The 15,561-nt window shown below is 60.6% G+C and carries 17 protein-coding genes; 1 reads left to right on the forward strand and 16 read right to left on the reverse strand.

Annotation, left to right across the window (positions count from 1 at the left end; genetic code table 11):
• Positions 1–109: 109 nt before the first annotated feature.
• The 14 genes from AB1451_08920 to AB1451_08985 all read right to left on the reverse strand — a co-directional run bounded on the left by AB1451_08920 (position 110) and on the right by AB1451_08985 (position 11,718).
• Entirely contained in the window at positions 110–781 is a 672-nt protein-coding gene (locus AB1451_08920) for a methyltransferase domain-containing protein (GenBank protein ID MEW6683031.1), read from the reverse strand.
• Positions 782–784: 3 nt separating this feature from the next.
• Positions 785–2,632 carry an asparagine synthase (glutamine-hydrolyzing) gene (asnB, locus tag AB1451_08925; protein ID MEW6683032.1) on the reverse strand — a complete coding sequence of 616 codons (1,848 nt, stop codon included), beginning with the start codon at positions 2,630–2,632 and terminating at the stop codon, positions 785–787.
• 680 nt (positions 2,633–3,312) lie between these two features.
• Positions 3,313–3,516: a DUF2283 domain-containing protein gene (locus AB1451_08930; GenBank protein ID MEW6683033.1), complete on the reverse strand. Its 204-nt coding sequence runs from the start codon at positions 3,514–3,516 to the stop codon at positions 3,313–3,315.
• 114 nt (positions 3,517–3,630) lie between these two features.
• Positions 3,631–4,053, reverse strand: a complete 423-nt coding sequence (locus AB1451_08935; GenBank protein MEW6683034.1) for a DUF86 domain-containing protein — start codon at positions 4,051–4,053, stop codon at positions 3,631–3,633.
• Positions 4,046–4,447: a nucleotidyltransferase domain-containing protein gene (locus tag AB1451_08940; protein ID MEW6683035.1), complete on the reverse strand. Its 402-nt coding sequence runs from the start codon at positions 4,445–4,447 to the stop codon at positions 4,046–4,048. The genes AB1451_08935 and AB1451_08940 overlap by 8 nt, the downstream gene beginning before the upstream one ends.
• Positions 4,448–4,458: 11 nt before the next feature.
• The gene (locus tag AB1451_08945; protein ID MEW6683036.1) at positions 4,459–4,872 is read right to left on the reverse strand and encodes a DUF86 domain-containing protein; all 414 of its coding nucleotides are present in this window, start codon (positions 4,870–4,872) and stop codon (positions 4,459–4,461) included.
• Positions 4,862–5,266 carry a nucleotidyltransferase domain-containing protein gene (locus tag AB1451_08950; GenBank protein MEW6683037.1) on the reverse strand — a complete coding sequence of 135 codons (405 nt, stop codon included), beginning with the start codon at positions 5,264–5,266 and terminating at the stop codon, positions 4,862–4,864. Before AB1451_08950 ends, AB1451_08945 begins: the two co-directional genes overlap by 11 nt.
• Positions 5,267–5,379: 113 nt before the next feature.
• Positions 5,380–6,555 carry an ATP-binding protein gene (locus AB1451_08955; GenBank protein MEW6683038.1) on the reverse strand — a complete coding sequence of 392 codons (1,176 nt, stop codon included), beginning with the start codon at positions 6,553–6,555 and terminating at the stop codon, positions 5,380–5,382.
• A 64-nt stretch (positions 6,556–6,619) separates the two neighbouring features.
• Positions 6,620–7,168, reverse strand: coding sequence for a dTDP-4-dehydrorhamnose 3,5-epimerase (gene rfbC / locus AB1451_08960; protein ID MEW6683039.1), 549 nt, complete (start codon positions 7,166–7,168; stop codon positions 6,620–6,622).
• On the reverse strand, positions 7,165–7,581 hold the full coding sequence (locus AB1451_08965; protein ID MEW6683040.1) for a HEPN domain-containing protein: 417 nt from the start codon (positions 7,579–7,581) through the stop codon (positions 7,165–7,167). Before AB1451_08965 ends, rfbC begins: the two co-directional genes overlap by 4 nt.
• On the reverse strand, positions 7,578–8,078 hold the full coding sequence (locus AB1451_08970; GenBank protein ID MEW6683041.1) for a nucleotidyltransferase domain-containing protein: 501 nt from the start codon (positions 8,076–8,078) through the stop codon (positions 7,578–7,580). The genes AB1451_08965 and AB1451_08970 overlap by 4 nt, the downstream gene beginning before the upstream one ends.
• Before the next feature lie 32 nt (positions 8,079–8,110).
• Entirely contained in the window at positions 8,111–9,106 is a 996-nt protein-coding gene (locus tag AB1451_08975; GenBank protein MEW6683042.1) for an SDR family oxidoreductase, read from the reverse strand.
• A 192-nt stretch (positions 9,107–9,298) separates the two neighbouring features.
• Complete coding sequence (locus AB1451_08980) at positions 9,299–10,597, reverse strand: nucleotide sugar dehydrogenase (GenBank protein ID MEW6683043.1); 1,299 nt, start codon at positions 10,595–10,597, stop codon at positions 9,299–9,301.
• An 11-nt stretch (positions 10,598–10,608) separates the two neighbouring features.
• Positions 10,609–11,718: a Wzz/FepE/Etk N-terminal domain-containing protein gene (locus AB1451_08985; protein MEW6683044.1), complete on the reverse strand. Its 1,110-nt coding sequence runs from the start codon at positions 11,716–11,718 to the stop codon at positions 10,609–10,611.
• A 232-nt stretch (positions 11,719–11,950) separates the two neighbouring features.
• On the opposite strand from AB1451_08985, the gene AB1451_08990 reads away from it, so the two are divergent.
• Positions 11,951–13,225, forward strand: coding sequence for a hypothetical protein (locus tag AB1451_08990; GenBank protein MEW6683045.1), 1,275 nt, complete (start codon positions 11,951–11,953; stop codon positions 13,223–13,225).
• A gap of 139 nt (positions 13,226–13,364) precedes the next feature.
• On the opposite strand, the gene AB1451_08995 is transcribed toward AB1451_08990, so the two are convergent.
• Together AB1451_08995 and AB1451_09000 are read right to left on the reverse strand one after the other, a co-directional pair.
• On the reverse strand, positions 13,365–14,792 hold the full coding sequence (locus AB1451_08995; GenBank protein ID MEW6683046.1) for a capsule assembly Wzi family protein: 1,428 nt from the start codon (positions 14,790–14,792) through the stop codon (positions 13,365–13,367).
• Complete coding sequence (locus AB1451_09000) at positions 14,789–15,559, reverse strand: Wzz/FepE/Etk N-terminal domain-containing protein (protein MEW6683047.1); 771 nt, start codon at positions 15,557–15,559, stop codon at positions 14,789–14,791. Before AB1451_09000 ends, AB1451_08995 begins: the two co-directional genes overlap by 4 nt.
• Positions 15,560–15,561: the final 2 nt, after the last annotated feature.

Consider the following 15,561-nt stretch of genomic DNA (forward strand, 5'->3'; position numbering starts at 1 on the left):
TGGATGGCAATGGTCAGTGCCATCAGGCCGTAGCCGCTGCCTATGGCACCAAGAATGTCACGCCTCATGTGAAGTCCTTACTTCATGAGTCATCTGCAGCAGGGAACAATCACTTGCCATGTTTAATTATTGCCATGAATGACGTCGCAAGCCGATGGTTGACCATTGATATTACCCTTGCAGCGATCGATTTTCCGCGAATCACCATGTTTCGTTTATCAAGATGGTCAAAAAATAAGAACCCTTCAACCTCATAACCATAGCGATCGCATATTCCCTGAATATGCTCAGGCATGAAACAGGTGACATGATCGTAATAGACATTAATCAATCTACCGGCGATAACCCTGGCGATGGTGTTGGACGATGTTGGATTTGGCGTTGTGATCAAAAGCCGGCCATCTTGTGATAAATGCCGCATCAGGTTTCTTATTCCTATAACTGGTGCATCAAGGTGCTCAATCACGTCCGACAAGACAATAATCTCAAACTCGCGCATCAAGTCCATGGTCTCGCAGTTTGTTTTAAAGATCTCCACGCCATGTCGAGAGGCATATACAATGCCTTCCTCGTCAATATCTATGCCTACCAGATCTTTGGCGACACGACCAATCTGGTGATGTAGCCATGCTTCACGATTATTCGGAAGATACCCTCGCACGCCACCTGCTGCACCGACATTGAGAACTGACTTATCCTTTGCTCGCTGCAATACCCAGTCTACGATATGTGTTTCCAGGGCTGGCCTTGTATCTAGCCTGGTTAGATCGTTAGATCTCATGAGTTATCGCCTCGCTTTAACAAGCCATTCCTGAATCGCAAACAGTTTCGCAGCACGACTGGCATCCCGTTTGTTGTTTCTAAACCCATGCCAAACGCGCCTGATAGAATCAACATTGAACAAACCATCCGCATCCATCGGTGTCGAGAACAGGTCTTCGGCATGCCTTTTCCATGGGCCACTGAATACCATCGCCTCCTGAATCCCCATGCCGAATCCCCGCTTCGGTGCGGCAAGCAGTTCAGTGGGTATCAGATCCGATACGGACTCACGAAGTATTGCTTTGAGCCACCCTGGATTGCTGCTAAAAGGTATCTTCTGTTCCACCGGAGTTGCGAGGGCGAACGAGACGACTTCCTGATCGAGAAATGGCGATCGCATCTCTATCGACGCTGCCATGGCGGCCAAATCCCCGACGATGGTCACGGAGTGCGTATTCTCAACCATCAGGCCCACAAAATTTGATTCGTCGATGAACCGCTTGGATGGGCACAGGGATCCCCAGTAGGTCATCTCTTCCACAGCCCGATTGGCCAGCTGCTGTTTGGCGTCTTCGCTCAAGATTGGCGTCCATTCGTTTCCGGCCAGGGCTCGGTAAAAGGCGGCTTTCCTCTTTCCGGGAGGCGCGGCTAACCAGCCAAGCCGGCCTCCGGCAAGCGGCGCGAGCATCGGCCGAAGAAACGAGAGTCGGTCAAGCCAACGCGAAATTCTGAGGGTGCGTATGTGTCCGGTATAGCCATAGAACAGTTCATCGGCACCATTCCCAGACATCACAACTTTGATACCATCGTCCCGTATTGCCCGACAAAGCGAGTAGGTGTGAACCAAGGGTAGGAGCATGATGGGTTCACCATAGAGTTTCAGGAGTTGCTGGAAAATGGCCCATTGTTCATCTGGCTCGAAGTAGAACTCCTTATGGGTGGTGCCGAGTCGCTCCGCCATGATGCGGGCTCGCCGCAGGTCTTCGTCTTGCGGGTCGAAGCCGAGGGCATAGGTGTGTATGGGGGTATCCGCATGTTTTCGCATCAGGCCGACGATCGCGGAACTGTCGACGCCGCCAGATAGCAGCGCACCCACGGGCACGTCTGCCCGCATTCGCAAGCGCACAGCATCTTCAAGCATCGACCGCAAGGCATGTGGTGTTGTGAGATCGTCAGAGGGCCGGGGCTCCCAGTAGCGCCATACTCGAACTATCGCACCATCCCGGATCATCATTGCATGCCCAGATCGCAATCGTTGAATTCCTTTGTATACAGTATAGGGATCAGGAATGTGCCTAAGGTTGTGGAGCAACATCGCGGCCAGCGCTGAATGGTCTAGCGTCAAATCGACTCCCGGCATTATTCGTACTGCCGGGATCTCCGACGTAAACGCAAATCCGAACGGCGTTATCGCGTAAACAAAAGGCTTCTTGCCAAACCGGTCTCGGGCACAAAACAGCGTATTTGAGGCGGTGTCATAGATAGCAAAGGCGAACATACCCCGTAGTCGGACCAACATATCGTCGTCCCAAGCTCTATACGCCTCTATCAGGACCTCAGTGTCGCTTCCCGAGCGAAATCGCACACCTTTCGAAACCAGAAGTGTTCTTATTTCTTTGTAGTTGTATATCTCGCCGTTATAGACAACAACAAATCGGCCATCGCATGACAGCATGGGCTGGGCCCCGGCCGGTGACAGGTCAAGAATGGCCAAGCGGTTATGACACAGGCCGACCGTTGCCTCGTCGTTCAGCCACATCCCATGTCCGTCAGGGCCGCGGTGATGTTGAATTTCTATAACTCGCCCCAGTAGAGCTCGCATATCTTGCTCGACTCGCGGCTTCAGGGCTATTCCACCTATGCCGCACATATGCAGTACTCGAAAAACACAAGGTCCAGGTAGGGTAGAGAACAGATTCCCGCTTTCCGAACGTCACGTCTATAGATGAGCGCCACGTTCGCCACGGAGTGCGTCAATAAGATGTGGCCTCTGCAATATAACGATTTGAAAATCAGCTTAAACAACGTCTCTCTTCAATTTACGATGCACGTGATTACGGCTCTTACCCGCAACCCTTCACCGTTCATCGGAATGAACTGGATCGGAATAAGTCGAATCTATTGGCGGAGACGAGACTGTGGAAAACAATCTTGTCTTCTCTAGAGCGAATCGGTTTGCTTTGATAGGCCAAGCCGGTGTTAAAATCTTTAATCTTTAAAAGAGCAGGCACACGTCTTGCGGTGGCGGGAACCGAGCGGTCTTTTGATCCGGGGCACCAACGTCCGTTTGGCTTCCAGATCGTGCACCTGCGTTCCCCCCTTCCATGTGGTGATCACGCGGCCGGCGTGGAGCAAGGCCTCGGCGCGTTCATGCGGCACGTCGGGTGTCCAGCCCCGACGCGCGAACTCGTCACTTATACCGCAAACCGCGGTGGGACTCAAGGGCTTTGCGGATCGCGTTGAAAAGGCGCGAACTGGGAAGTGGGGTGAGGGGGAGAAAGGGCGGTCAGCCGGTGTGCTTACGAGCCGAAGAGCCGGCGAACCGATGCGTCAGCCTTTGACATAGTGTGTAGGCAGAATCCCCTCCAAACGCACATGCCGGGACGCGTCCAAGATTTCAATACCCACGATCCTTCCCTCATCGCCGATATCAAGCACAATGTCCTCGGTCAAACGCTGATTCTCGACTTCCTGGGGGCGTTCGTCGAATCGCAGGTAGAGTAAATCCTTCTGATCGTCATAGTAGATCTTCACGTTGGTTGCTCCCATCGGCCATAGAACACGTACACGGTCACCGTGACGCCGGTCGAACAAAGGGGGCGATTTGCGGTCGCTGTTCATTGATCCACCGTTTCGCGCCGCCCCCTATTATTTTCCGCGATCGAGCGCCGCCAGGACCTCGCGTTTGAACGCCTCAAAATCGCCTAGCCGGTCGCGGACCGCCTTGTACACCAGGGCATCATCCACCTCGGCGTACTCGTGGACCAGGATATTGCGAAAGCCCTTCATATCCTTGAGCGTTGCGGCAAGCCCCTCAGAGATCACGTCCTTCCGCGCAAGCGCGTTGAACAAGTCGGCCTCCTCCGAGCTGTAGCCCAAACGAAGCCCCATCACCAGAAGGTGACAGACATCGATCGTCGCCTCCACTGAGATCTGCAACAGGCGCTCGCACGCGCGCTTCTTCTCCGGACGCAGGAACTCCTCGAAGCTCCCGGGGGCGATCGCACGGAGTTCACGCACGTACCGTTCGAGCTCATCGAGTTTTCCCAAAATCCGGCCGCGGTCAACCACGCGCGACCTCGTCCAAGTAGCGCTGGTAGTACGGCCGAAAGTCCTCCCACGCTTGCGCCGTGCGAAATGCCAGCTCGTAAAGGCGGTCTTCGTCCCGCACGAAGAGGAACTTCGCTTCCTTGAGCACACGGTGACGAATGTAGAGCGGGAGTTGCTGGAACACCTGCACGTCGGCGTCGCTCAGCCCCAAATACTCCAGTTTTTTTTCCGACAGCGCTAGGGGCTCATACCGAGCCGGCTCGAGCATCAGGCACACGTCGATGTCCGAGTCGGGCCGTGCGTCGCCGCGGGCGTGGCTGCCGTACAACGCCACCGCGAGGACGTTGGCGTCGTCACGGGCGTGCGCCACGATGCAATCGAGTACCCTCGCGACTTTGGTTGGGAACTCCGCCATCCAGTGGCCGATCACCCTGCGTGCTGGATCAAGAGCTTCGCGAACGCACGGAGATCACCTAAGCGCTTCTCGACAATCGCGCGCACGATATCGAGATTGAGACTGCCGTAGTCGTGCACCGCAACATTGCGGAAGCCCACCATGGCCCGCATTTTGTCGCCAAGCTGCGGTTCGAGCAGCCCCGCCTTTTGCATCAAGGAAAACGCCTCCCGGCTCTCTTGCGGGAGCCCGAGGTGTCCGGTTCGGACCAGGTGCATGGCCCCGTCGATCGCGGCTTCACACGCGCGCTGCAGGTTCAAGATGATGGCGTCCTGCCGCATACAGTCCTCGGCGAACTCGGCTTCATGGCCGATGTAGTCTTCGGCAATCCGCTTCAGGCAGCGCTCGATGATGGCCGCCTTCGCCAATAAGACATCATCCACCATACACGCTTCCCCGCGCGAGAATGTCCGCCACCAGCGCCCGGCGCTCCTCGTTGAACCGAGCGTACGAGGAGAACACGTAGTCCTCAAACACACTGCCCGCGCGCTCGTCGGCGCAATACAACCGCTCGCCGTACGCCACGATTTGAGCGCGAAGGATCGTGGGAGCTTTGAGCAGGTCCACCAAATCAACCTGACGCCCTGCCACATCGCTCAGGGCCCCGCTGAGTTTGAGCATAGTGTCAAACGTCAGAGGCCGAGCAGGCAGGACAGCCAGATCCACATCGCTGTCTGGCCGCTCGTGCTGAGTTCCGGCAGAACCGTAGCGGTAGATCGCCACCACGTCCGGAAGTCCGTCGCGAATGCAACGGACCGCTGCGTCAAAATTGCGAGTCATGCAGACCTCGACGGTTAGGGCGAAGAAGGCGATTCACCACATGAGCGCTGGGAGCGCGCCCGCCACTTATACCGCAGACTGCAGCGGGACTCAAGCGGACCCCATTCGGCCCTTCATGGACGGGCTCCTATGCGTTTCAGGGCGTGCGCCACGTCCAGCACCCAGGTCCCGTCCGGCAGTTTGTAGCCGGCCTTGGTCCGACACACGATCATCTTCTCCTTCACGCGTCCCTTTTCCGCGGTCCCGAACGCCCGCAGTCCCGCGGCATCCGCCGGCTCGGGCTGCTCCTTCCATTTGCACTCGATCGCCACCAGCGCCCCGGCCGCGCGCTCGATCACCAGGTCCACCTCCGGCCCGCCCGCGGTGCGCCAGTAGCCCACGAGCGCGGTATCGGCGCGGCCGGCGGCTTGGCGCACGATTTGCCCGAACACGTGCGATTCCCAGAACGCGCCGACGAGTGCGGACGTTGTCAGCGCGCGCTCGGAACGAAATCCTGCGAGGAACGCGGCCAGTCCCGTGTCCAGAAACGCGAGCTTGGGCGCCTTGACCAGTCGCTTGGTGCGGTTGCTGAAATAGGGCTCGATCAGCGCCACGACCCCGGAGGTCTGCAACAGGCCCAGCCATTTCCTGGCCGTGTTCGGTGCGACGCCGGTGTCACGAGCCAAGTCCGAGGAGTTGAGCACCTGCGAGGTTCGCAGCGCGCACGCGCGCAGGAAGCGATTGAACTCGGGAAGGTCCGCCACCCGCATGACATTGCGCACGTCACGTTCCAGGTAGGTGGCCACATACGCCGGAAACCACAGATCAGGGTCGGCGCCGGTGTGCAGTTCCGGGTACCCTCCAAGAAACAGGTACCGGGTCTCATCGATCGCGTAGTCCGCAGCAGACAACTCGGCCTTAGATAGCGTGTACAGGTTGAGCACACCACAGCGCCCGGCCAGACTCTCCGACACGCCCTGCATCAGCGCAAACACCTGGGAGCCGGTCAGCAGATATTGGCCGGGCGAGCGGTCCCGGTCGATCCTGACCTTGAGGTGCTTGAGCAGCGAGGGTGCGTACTGAATCTCGTCGATGACCACCGGCGCCGGGTACTCTTCGAGCAGCGCGTCAGGCGCGGTGCGCGCGGCCTCGGCGTTGGCCGGCAAATCGAGACTCAGGTAGGAAGCGCGCGGATAGAGATGGCGCAGCAGCGAGGTCTTGCCCGTCTGCCGAGCGCCGGTCACCAACACGGCCGGGAACTGCCGGGCCATGCGCCGCACGAGCGACTCCGACTCTCTGGCAATCCACATGCCGATATTATGCAGTCAGACTGCAAATTATGCAAGACGGCAATCCGCCCCTACGACGGGGTGTTCATCCGAACAAATCCGTTGCAGGCACGTCACGAAGCCGCGCAAACCGCTGATCCTTGGCCGACAGGACCGGCTGCGACACCGGCCACGCAATCCCGATCTCCGGGTCGTTCCACAGGATCCCCCGCTCGTCGTCCGGCGCATAGAGATTGGTGCACTTGTACATGAAATCGGCCGAGTCGCTCAGCACGCAGAACCCGTGGGCAAAGCCGGGCGGGATGTAGAATTGTCTAGGCTCCTCGCCTGACAGCCGCTCGCCGTGCCACTTGCCGAACGTGGGCGAGCTCCGGCGAATATCCACCGCCACGTCGAAGACCTCGCCGCGCACCACCCACACCAATTTGCCCTGCGGCCGCTTGAGTTGATAGTGCAGCCCGCGCAGCGTGCCTTTGACCGAGTGCGAAGTGTTGTCCTGCACGAACGGCCCGGTAATTCCGGCCTCGGCGTACCGCCGCGCGTGGTACGTTTCCCAAAAGAACCCGCGGCTGTCGCGAAAGACCTTGGGCTCGATGACCAGCAAGCCGGCAAGCGGCGTCTCTTTGACGTTCACGGGGCCTCGGAAACCACCATCCGTGCGGTTTCGACGACGTGGTAGGCACCCTCGCGTGCTTTTTTGGCGTCATCCACGTCGTACTCTTCGGTCGGAATGAAGTCTATATCCCCATAGAACGAGAGCTCGCGGTCTTTTCTGAGCTCCTTGGAAATTTCGGCCAACCGATCGACTCGAGCCGACACCTCGGCAACAAATCGGCCGCGATGTTCTTTCAGAAACGAACCGACGTCATGGACTTTTGGCGGTTCGATTCCGACCGAACGAAGCATCGCCTTCAACGCGAGTTCGACGACTTCCTGCGCTTCTCGAATGACGTCGGAGTACGCTCCGTTCCGGAGCAGCACGTCCAGGATTTCGAGACGAGCCATCGCTTTTTTGAGATAGCTCCTCGCCAGCGAGCCGCTCGTCATAATATCTCGAAGACTTCACCAGGCTTATAGTCCGGCTTCAGGTCCCAATACCAGGCGTTACCTTTCCAGATCCGTTTGGATCCCAGTTCAGTCATCCTCCTCCGCAAGCGATCCAGCCTTCTCGCGAACGCGCCGTCTCGGTCGAACAGGATCTTGGCGTCCTCCACCATATCGAAGAAGAGAGGACTCCCGATTTCCACTTCCTCCGGAGTCTTAAACACCACCGAGAGTTCCGTCGTGACGCCGAGGCCTGCGAGGCGCCGCATCTCGGGCTCCAAGAGCCGCTCCACGTCCTGGAACTCTATGCGACGGCGAGGCTGCCCTTTAGGCAACCCCCGGGCGACGACCAGCAGATCGACATCCGAGTCGAACCGCATGGTGCCTCGTGCCACTGATCCGTATACGACGACACTCACCAAACGGTCGCCGTACACGGCTTTGACCGCATCGAGTACTCGCTCCTGAAGGGACGCGAACGCCTCGTGTAACGTGCCCATGCCGGGGACAATACTCTATTCCCGAAAGGAGTTCAACGGACTGGGTTCTGGAAAGCCGCGACCACCCGCTTCAGTCCCGCCTTGATGTTCACCCTGGGTTTGTACCCCAGGAGCGCGTCGGCGCGCGTCAGACCGGCCAGGGAGTGTTTCACGTCGCCGGGCCGGGGATCCACGTATTCGGGTTTGGCGGAGACTTTCAACAACCGCGCGATCTCGGTGTACAGCGCATTGATCGTGGTGCGGTCGCCGTACGCGATGTTCATGGCTTCGCCCAGCGCGTGTTTGCTGCGGCACGCGAGCAGGTTGGCGCGCACGCAATCGTCGATGAACGTGAAGTCACGCGACTGCTTGCCGTCACCGTAGATCGTCACGGGCCGGCCCGATGCCAGCGCCGACACGAATCGCGGAATCACGGCCGCGTATTGCGACTCAGGGTCCTGCCTGGGACCGTAAATGTTGAAGTACCGGAGCGCCACGGTGGGCAGACCGTACGCCCGATAAAAGACCTTGCAGAACTGTTCGCCGGCCAGCTTGCTCACGGCATAGGGCGACAGCGGGTTGGTCGGGAGCGACTCCACCTTGGGCAGCACCGCCGTATCCCCATACACGGACGACGATGACGCGTACACGAACCGTTTGACCTTGGCCTCTTTGGCCGCCCACAACATATTAAGCGTGCCAGTGACATTGACCGCGGTCGTGCCCACCGGGTCGGCCACGGATCGAGGGACGGAGGGCAGCGCGGCCTGGTGCAGGACATAGTCCACCCCCGCCACGGCCTCCGCGCAAGTCTTGGGATCGCGGATGTCGCCTTCGATCACCGTCAGCCTCGGATCGCCCGGAGCGACCTTGCACCGGGCCATGACCGCATCGAGATTCGCGCGCTTCCCCGTCGCAAAGTTGTCGAGGACTCGGACAGTGTGGCCCTTGGTCAACAGGGTCTCTACCAGGTGAGAACCGATGAAGCCGGCGCCGCCGGTGACCAAGTACCGTGATCCGCCGATAAGGCGCGACTGCTGCGTTGTCATCTCAGTCTGCCCGGAACCTGCGAAAGGCCACCCCCTCCCTTGCCCTCCCCCGTTGAGGGGGAGGGTGCCTTGTCGAGGGTGCGCCAGAGGGTCAAACGTTCGCCCCTTCCCCTCCCTCTTGCGGGGGAGGGGAGGGTGGGGGGTGCATTGTCATGCCGCCGGGTGAGCCGCTGGTTCTGATGCCGGATTGCATCATAACTTGACGATCTTTCCCCGTCCCTCTTTCACATTCTTCGTGGCATTTCGCGTATCGATCACCAGCTTGGCCTGCTTGACCATCGCCTTGTAGTCGAACGCGCGGTGGTCGGTCACGATCACCACGGCGTCATAACCAGACAGAGCATCCGGTTTGACGGATTTGAGTGTCCGCCCGTCGCCCACGTCCAATGACGCCACGTGCGGATCGGTGTAGGCCACCTTGGCTCCTTTGGATTCGAGGAGGCGGATGATGTCGAGGGCGGGTGACTCGCGCACGTCGTCCACGTCGCGCTTGTACGCCACGCCCGCGATCAGCAGCTTGGACCCGTTCACGCTCTTCTTGACTCCGTTCAGCGCGTCGGCCACCAGCTCCACCACGTGCTCGGGCATCTTGGTGTTGATCTCGCTCGCCAGCTCGATGAACCGGGCGTTGTAGTTGAAGGCTTTGAGCTTCCATGAGAGATACAACGGGTCGATCGGGATGCAGTGCCCGCCCAACCCCGGTCCGGGGTAGAACGGCATGAACCCGAACGGCTTGGTGGAGGCCGCGTCGATGACTTCCCACGCGTCGATCCCCAGGGTCCGGCACATGAGCGCCACTTCGTTCGCCAAGCCGATGTTGATGGCGCGGAACGTGTTCTCGAGCAGCTTCACCATCTCAGCGGCCTGCGTCGAGCTCACTGGAATGACGGTATCGACCGCGTGGCGGTAGAGCGCGACCGCGCGTTTGGTGCACTCGGGAGTGACGCCGCCGATGATCTTCGGGGTGTTCCGCGTGTGGAAGGTCGGGTTGCCCGGATCCACGCGCTCAGGCGAAAACGCCAGAAAAAAATCCTTGCCGACCTTGCGCCCGTCCCTGGCCAGCTCCGAGAGCATGACCTCGTTGGTGGTGCCGGGATACGTGGTGCTCTCCAGCACCACGAGCTGGCCTTGCGGCAGGTACTTGGCGACCTGCTCGGTCGCAGCCGCGATAAAGGAAATGTCCGGGTCTTTGGTCTTTCGCAACGGCGTCGGGACGCAGATGCTGACCGCGTCGACCTTCCGGAGCGCGGAGAAATCGGTCGTGGCCGTCAACCGCCCCTTCGAGACCACGGAGCGAAGATCCTGATCCCGGACGTCCTGGATATACGAGCGCTGGTCGGAAATCGCCTTGATCTTCTTGGGGTCCACGTCGATCCCGACCACGGAGAACCCCGCCTTCGCAAACTCCACGGCCAGCGGGAGCCCGACGTAGCCCAGGCCGATAACGCCGATGGTGGCGGTCTTGTTGTTGATGTCGTCGAGTGTTGGCACAATTTCCCCTTTTACCCTGGAAAGAGTTGCTCCCCGTAGAGCCGGCGACGCTTTGCGCTGCGAATGTACTCTACGAAAAACGCAAGGACCGCGAACCCGAACAGCCCCACCATCGCAGCCAGCACGACCACGATCAGCCGCCGCGGGCCGACTGGAACCGTAGGCAGCACCGGCGCGCTGCGGACCTTGGTGTTCTCCGAGCGTGTGCGCGACGCGGCCAGTTCCACGATCCGATTTTCATAGTCCGCGCGTTGGCCGGCCATCTGGGTCAGCGAGCTTTCCACGTCATAGATGTCGGTTTGCGCTTTGCGACCGCGGAGCTCGCTCTCATTGCGCTCCCGGTAGAGCTCGTCCAGGTGCATTTGCCTACTCTGAAACAAGGTCTGCTCCCACAAAGCTTCCGATGCGTTGGGTTTGGCCTCGGACAGGCGGGTCCGCGCCTGGCTCATCTCACTCTCCAGGCGCGAGATGTTACGCTCCACTGTTTCCCGGTATTTGGACTCCCCGACCATTTGCGCCCGGAGGTCCGTGATCTGGCGTTTGAGCGTCTCTTGCTGCAATCCCGCCACGTGATTCTTCTCCCGAAGGCTCTCCTGCTCGCGATCAATGATCGCCAGCCCAGCCTGGTACTGTCGCGAGTGCTCGTCGACCAATTCATTGGCCAGAAACGTCAGGCCATCGACGACCTGCTGCGGATCGGAGAGTCTAAGCGAGAGTTCCACCAATGTCGTGGCTGCGACGTCGAGATCGTTCTTGATGACTTTCACCTTCAGCGCGTTGCGCATCGCAGACAGCGTGAGCTTATCTGCACCAAGATGACTGCGCAGTTTTTCGAGCATGGCGTCGCCGGTCAGGACCTGGGAAATGGTCTTGGGGTCCTCGATCAGTCCGAGGCGTGTCTCCCCAGCGCTGGCAGCCGTGAAGACGGTGCCGACCTTGAGCAGGAGAGACGCTTGGTAGCTCTTGGGCGTGACCAGCCCGTACACGACGGCGAGCGCCACCAATGCAGCGGTGCCGAGGCCGATGAGCCAACGGTGCTTCCACAACACCTCGAGGTAGTCGATCAGCTCGACCTGCTCCTCTTGGGCCGTTGTCGGAACGTCTTCGGTAACAGGCGTCATGCGTCAGCGCGTCTCCCCCACCAGTCACCGAGCGTGTACGGGTCGTCCGTGGGTACGGACGGCGGTTCGGCGGGGGATCAAGAACGGCCGATTGTAGCAGAGCCGCGACGGCACAGGCAAGACACGTTCCGGGGTTTCTTGTCATTTTTTTACGGGATGGCAATTCCCTTCGAAACGTGGCATACTGCGCTCCGTTTTCGTTTCCCGATACACCATCGTGGGAGGGCTCTTGATGTCGCGCAGCGATTCCCACCACGCTCCTCCACCGTTTCGAGAAGAATCCCCGCAGTTTACTGATCCCGAGCCAACGATCGCGGATTACGTATTGGTGCTGGCGCGGCGCAAACGGCTGATTGCGATCATCGTGGCGATCAGCGTCACGGCCGGGCTCGCCCACGCCCTGCTGGCAACCCGCTCCTACACGGTCCAAACCGCCATCGAGATCGGACGCGTCAACGGCGAGAAGCTCATCGATCCGCCGGAGACCATCCTAGCCAAGCTGAGCCACGCGTACATTCCGGATGTCGTCCATACCTATCGGGCTCTGCACCCCGATGCACCGAACGCCAAGGTCACGGCCAAGATCCCGAAGGGGAGCGAAGTCGTGGTCCTGGAGACTCGGGGGCCTCTCGATCACGAGTCGACCTACCGGTCGCTCCACGAAGCCATCTCCCAACGGCTCGTCAGCGACCACCAGCGCACGGCCGACCAGACGATTCGGCAGTACGAATCCGATCTATCGCGTGCCAAACTCAAGCTCGACGAGTTGTCGGATCGTCGCGTGTTCATGGTGCAGGAGAAGCTTCTGCAAGGCGAGATCGAACGAGCCCAGTTGCGTTTGGAAGGCCTCAAGGACCAGGCCAAGCTGATCGAGACCGAAGCCAAACGATTCGACGCGACCAAGAAACTCCTCACCCAGCAGGTGGCTGATTTGCGCGCCGACATTGCCTCAGCCAGCAACCATCGTACCCAAGCGGCACCGGATGCCACGGACGGCGCGCGGGCCATGACCCTGCTGATGCTGGACAGCCAGATCGTGGACAGCCGCTCGCGCCTCAGAACGCTGGAGGAGCGGCTTTACATCTCTCTGGAAAATGACCGCGAGAAGCTGCTCAAACAATTGGCGGACATCCGCAGAGACCAGGAAGCGCAACTGGCATCTCTCGGTGAACTGGGTAGCAAACTCGTCAAACTGCGCGTGGACAACGAGCGCGAAAAAGCGCTTCAACAGCAAGTCATTACGGACATCGAAACCAAACTGACCGGCATCCGTACTACGGTAGTTCTGACGCCACCCGCCAGACTGCCGGACCCCGCGGGCGTTGGCCGCGGCACGATTGTCGCGCTTTACGCCTTATTGGGATTGATGGCGGGCGTATTCACCGCGTTTCTGGCAGAGTTCCTCCAGCAGGCGAGGTCACGGAGGTACCCTGCCGGCAACGGGGCGCAGGCCGAACACCTGGACACGGACGTGGAAACGGAAGCCGTCATGTGGGGAAGACGCTAAACGAGCAGATCGCCTACCGCAACTCGGCATAAACGCCAAGCGGGGCCGAATCTTACGGGCGATCAGCTCGACTGCTCCTCGCGCGCGCCGTCCACCATGTTGACCTTCGGCTCCTCTTCAGCAACCGGCCCCATGTTCCTCACCAGAGTGTCCGAATGGACGCGGTCACGACGTGCCCGTCGTCTCCAGATGGTTCGCCGGGCTGCTCGATCCGCGTGTATCGATACTCCAATTGGCCGGATGCGGTCGGCGCGTCGTATGAAAGCCGCGCTCCCGCGCTCCGTCCCGAGGTTTCCCCGGGGCCGAACACGCCGCTCTGCACGCCGTCGTACAGCGCGCCGAGCGCCCATTCCGGCGTGAAACGGCGCTCGATCTCCAGGCTCAGCATCCTGGCGTCGGTTCCCATGGGATGACCGATCACGAATCCGTGGTAGGTATAACCCGACCGATAGACCGCGTGTTGATACCACACCCCGGCCACGTTCGCGAAGGCATTGTCGGCATACTCACCGCGCAGCTCCCACCGTGACGAGCCGAACAGCTTGGGTAGGTACACCCCCGCGACCACGGCCGGATGCGACGGCAGCCATTTGGCGTGGTCCTCGCCCCCCCACTCCGCGTAGAACTCGAGGGGCTGCCGGCGCCAAGGGATCCTCACCGTTACGTCGGCCCCGGCCAATTGGTTGCCTGGATTGCGTTGGTCGTTCTCCCCGCGCGCCCGAATCACGTCCCAGAGCAGATCCGCCGTAAGCGGGCGCCCTTCGCCGCCGAACATCGCGGTTCTCGCAAGGCCGACCTCCAGCAGACGATGCGGCCGGAAGGCAAGGCGCAATCCGGCCAGATAGGGCTTGGGGATGGCCGCGCGATCGGCTTCGAGCCTGGTGACGAAGAGATGAACGGACGTTGCGCCGATCCATTTGAGGCGCCACGGCCGGCTCGGCTCCAGGCGCACCAGGTCGAACGGCCTGGCATAGTCTGTCAGCAGCAATGAGCCCCGAAAACCCGGGCCCCACCACATCGCCTCGCGCCCCACGGTCAGCGCCAGACCGGCGCCGGCAATGGACAGGTACGCTGCGCGGGTTGCGAAATCCAAATCGTCGGTCGCGCCGACCGGGTAACGAATCTCGGGGTGGTACCCCCACGCCGCCCATGGTCCCAGCGATCCGCCCAGCTCCACGCCCGCGCGGACATTGCCTCCGTCGTTGAATCGATCGCCCAACCGTTCGATGCCGGTCGGGACCGGCGGTCCTTCTCCCACCACGACCCGGCCGTCGAGCACCACGTCCGTGACCGACCCCAGCGACGCCAGCCGGCGTTCAATGGCCCGGACATCGGCGGCGATCCATGGATCGGACCCGGTCTCGGCGTTCGCGCGAATCTCGCGGACAATCGAACCCAGGGCCCCCCGCGAGAGCGGCTTGGTCTTGAGCAGGGCCTCGTTGATGACGCCCAGAGCCGCCAACCGCTCCAAACCCCGATACACCGGGTCATGGATGGGCAGGTGGGGCTCGGCGGCGAACACCGGATGAACGGCGAGCAGCGCGATCGCAACCGCCGCAACTCTCACCCGTTCTCGTAGCCGTTCGACGCGGGTCGCCCGTTGAAGGATCGGTGCTCGCGAAGGCTTTTGACGTACTCCCGGACAAACACGACCACCAATGCCGCGAACCCCGACAGGATGCCTGCGAGAACCATGTTGAGCAACATCCTGGGACCGATGGGCTTACGCGGCGGGACCGCCTCGTCCAAGATCTGGAAGTTCATGCTGATCGAGCGCTCGTTGAGGAATCGACCGGCCGACGAGACCGTGGCATTGGCAATGGCCGCTGCCATCTCCGGATCGCGCCACTGGGCGCGTACCGTGATGACCCCGCGACCCGGCCCGCTGACCTTGACGATCCGTTTCTGCACCGCCTCGATCGCTTCATCCCTGGTCGGTTTCTTCCCGGTCGCCTGAGCCAGCGCCGCTTCAAGCCCCAACTCGTCCACCACCATGCCGGCGACACGCCGGCTCTGGAGCACGGCCACGAGCTTATCGCTCGAGTTTTCGATACCCAACCTTCCTCCCAGTGACCCTGCGAGCGCGGATGACAGGCTGCCGCCGCGATCCTGCTCGAACGGCATGATCGTGGTCTGCGCAGAAAACGTCTTGGGGATAGTCACGCTCGCCCCGAGCGCGGCGGTTGTGGCGAGCGCCACCAGCGTCACAATCAACCACCGCCCTCCCCACACGACGCGTGCATAGTCCTGCAGGGTCGGCTCCCAATCCTCATGGGTCGCGAGTTGGGCCTCCCGCTCGTGTTCGATCTCGACGGTTTCAGAGCGATACGGCATGC

The sequence above is a fragment of the Nitrospirota bacterium genome, from assembly GCA_040757335.1.
GTDB lineage: Bacteria > Nitrospirota > Nitrospiria > 2-01-FULL-66-17 > 2-01-FULL-66-17 > JBFLXB01.

What these genes read in the sequence shown, in the direction of transcription:
- AB1451_08920 (MEW6683031.1), bottom strand. Translation starts at nt 781, where the DNA reads ATGAGATCTAACGATCTAACCAGGCTAGATACAAGGCCAGCCCTGGAA.
- asnB (MEW6683032.1), bottom strand. Translation starts at nt 2,632, where the DNA reads ATGTGCGGCATAGGTGGAATAGCCCTGAAGCCGCGAGTCGAGCAAGAT.
- AB1451_08940 (MEW6683035.1), bottom strand. Translation starts at nt 4,447, where the DNA reads ATGGCGGAGTTCCCAACCAAAGTCGCGAGGGTACTCGATTGCATCGTG.
- AB1451_08945 (MEW6683036.1), bottom strand. Translation starts at nt 4,872, where the DNA reads ATGGTGGATGATGTCTTATTGGCGAAGGCGGCCATCATCGAGCGCTGC.
- AB1451_08950 (MEW6683037.1), bottom strand. Translation starts at nt 5,266, where the DNA reads ATGACTCGCAATTTTGACGCAGCGGTCCGTTGCATTCGCGACGGACTT.
- AB1451_08955 (MEW6683038.1), bottom strand. Translation starts at nt 6,555, where the DNA reads ATGTGGATTGCCAGAGAGTCGGAGTCGCTCGTGCGGCGCATGGCCCGG.
- AB1451_08965 (MEW6683040.1), bottom strand. Translation starts at nt 7,581, where the DNA reads ATGACGAGCGGCTCGCTGGCGAGGAGCTATCTCAAAAAAGCGATGGCT.
- AB1451_08970 (MEW6683041.1), bottom strand. Translation starts at nt 8,078, where the DNA reads ATGGGCACGTTACACGAGGCGTTCGCGTCCCTTCAGGAGCGAGTACTC.
- AB1451_08975 (MEW6683042.1), bottom strand. Translation starts at nt 9,106, where the DNA reads ATGACAACGCAGCAGTCGCGCCTTATCGGCGGATCACGGTACTTGGTC.
- AB1451_08985 (MEW6683044.1), bottom strand. Translation starts at nt 11,718, where the DNA reads ATGACGCCTGTTACCGAAGACGTTCCGACAACGGCCCAAGAGGAGCAG.
- AB1451_08990 (MEW6683045.1), top strand. Translation starts at nt 11,951, where the DNA reads ATGTCGCGCAGCGATTCCCACCACGCTCCTCCACCGTTTCGAGAAGAA.
- AB1451_09000 (MEW6683047.1), bottom strand. Translation starts at nt 15,559, where the DNA reads ATGCCGTATCGCTCTGAAACCGTCGAGATCGAACACGAGCGGGAGGCC.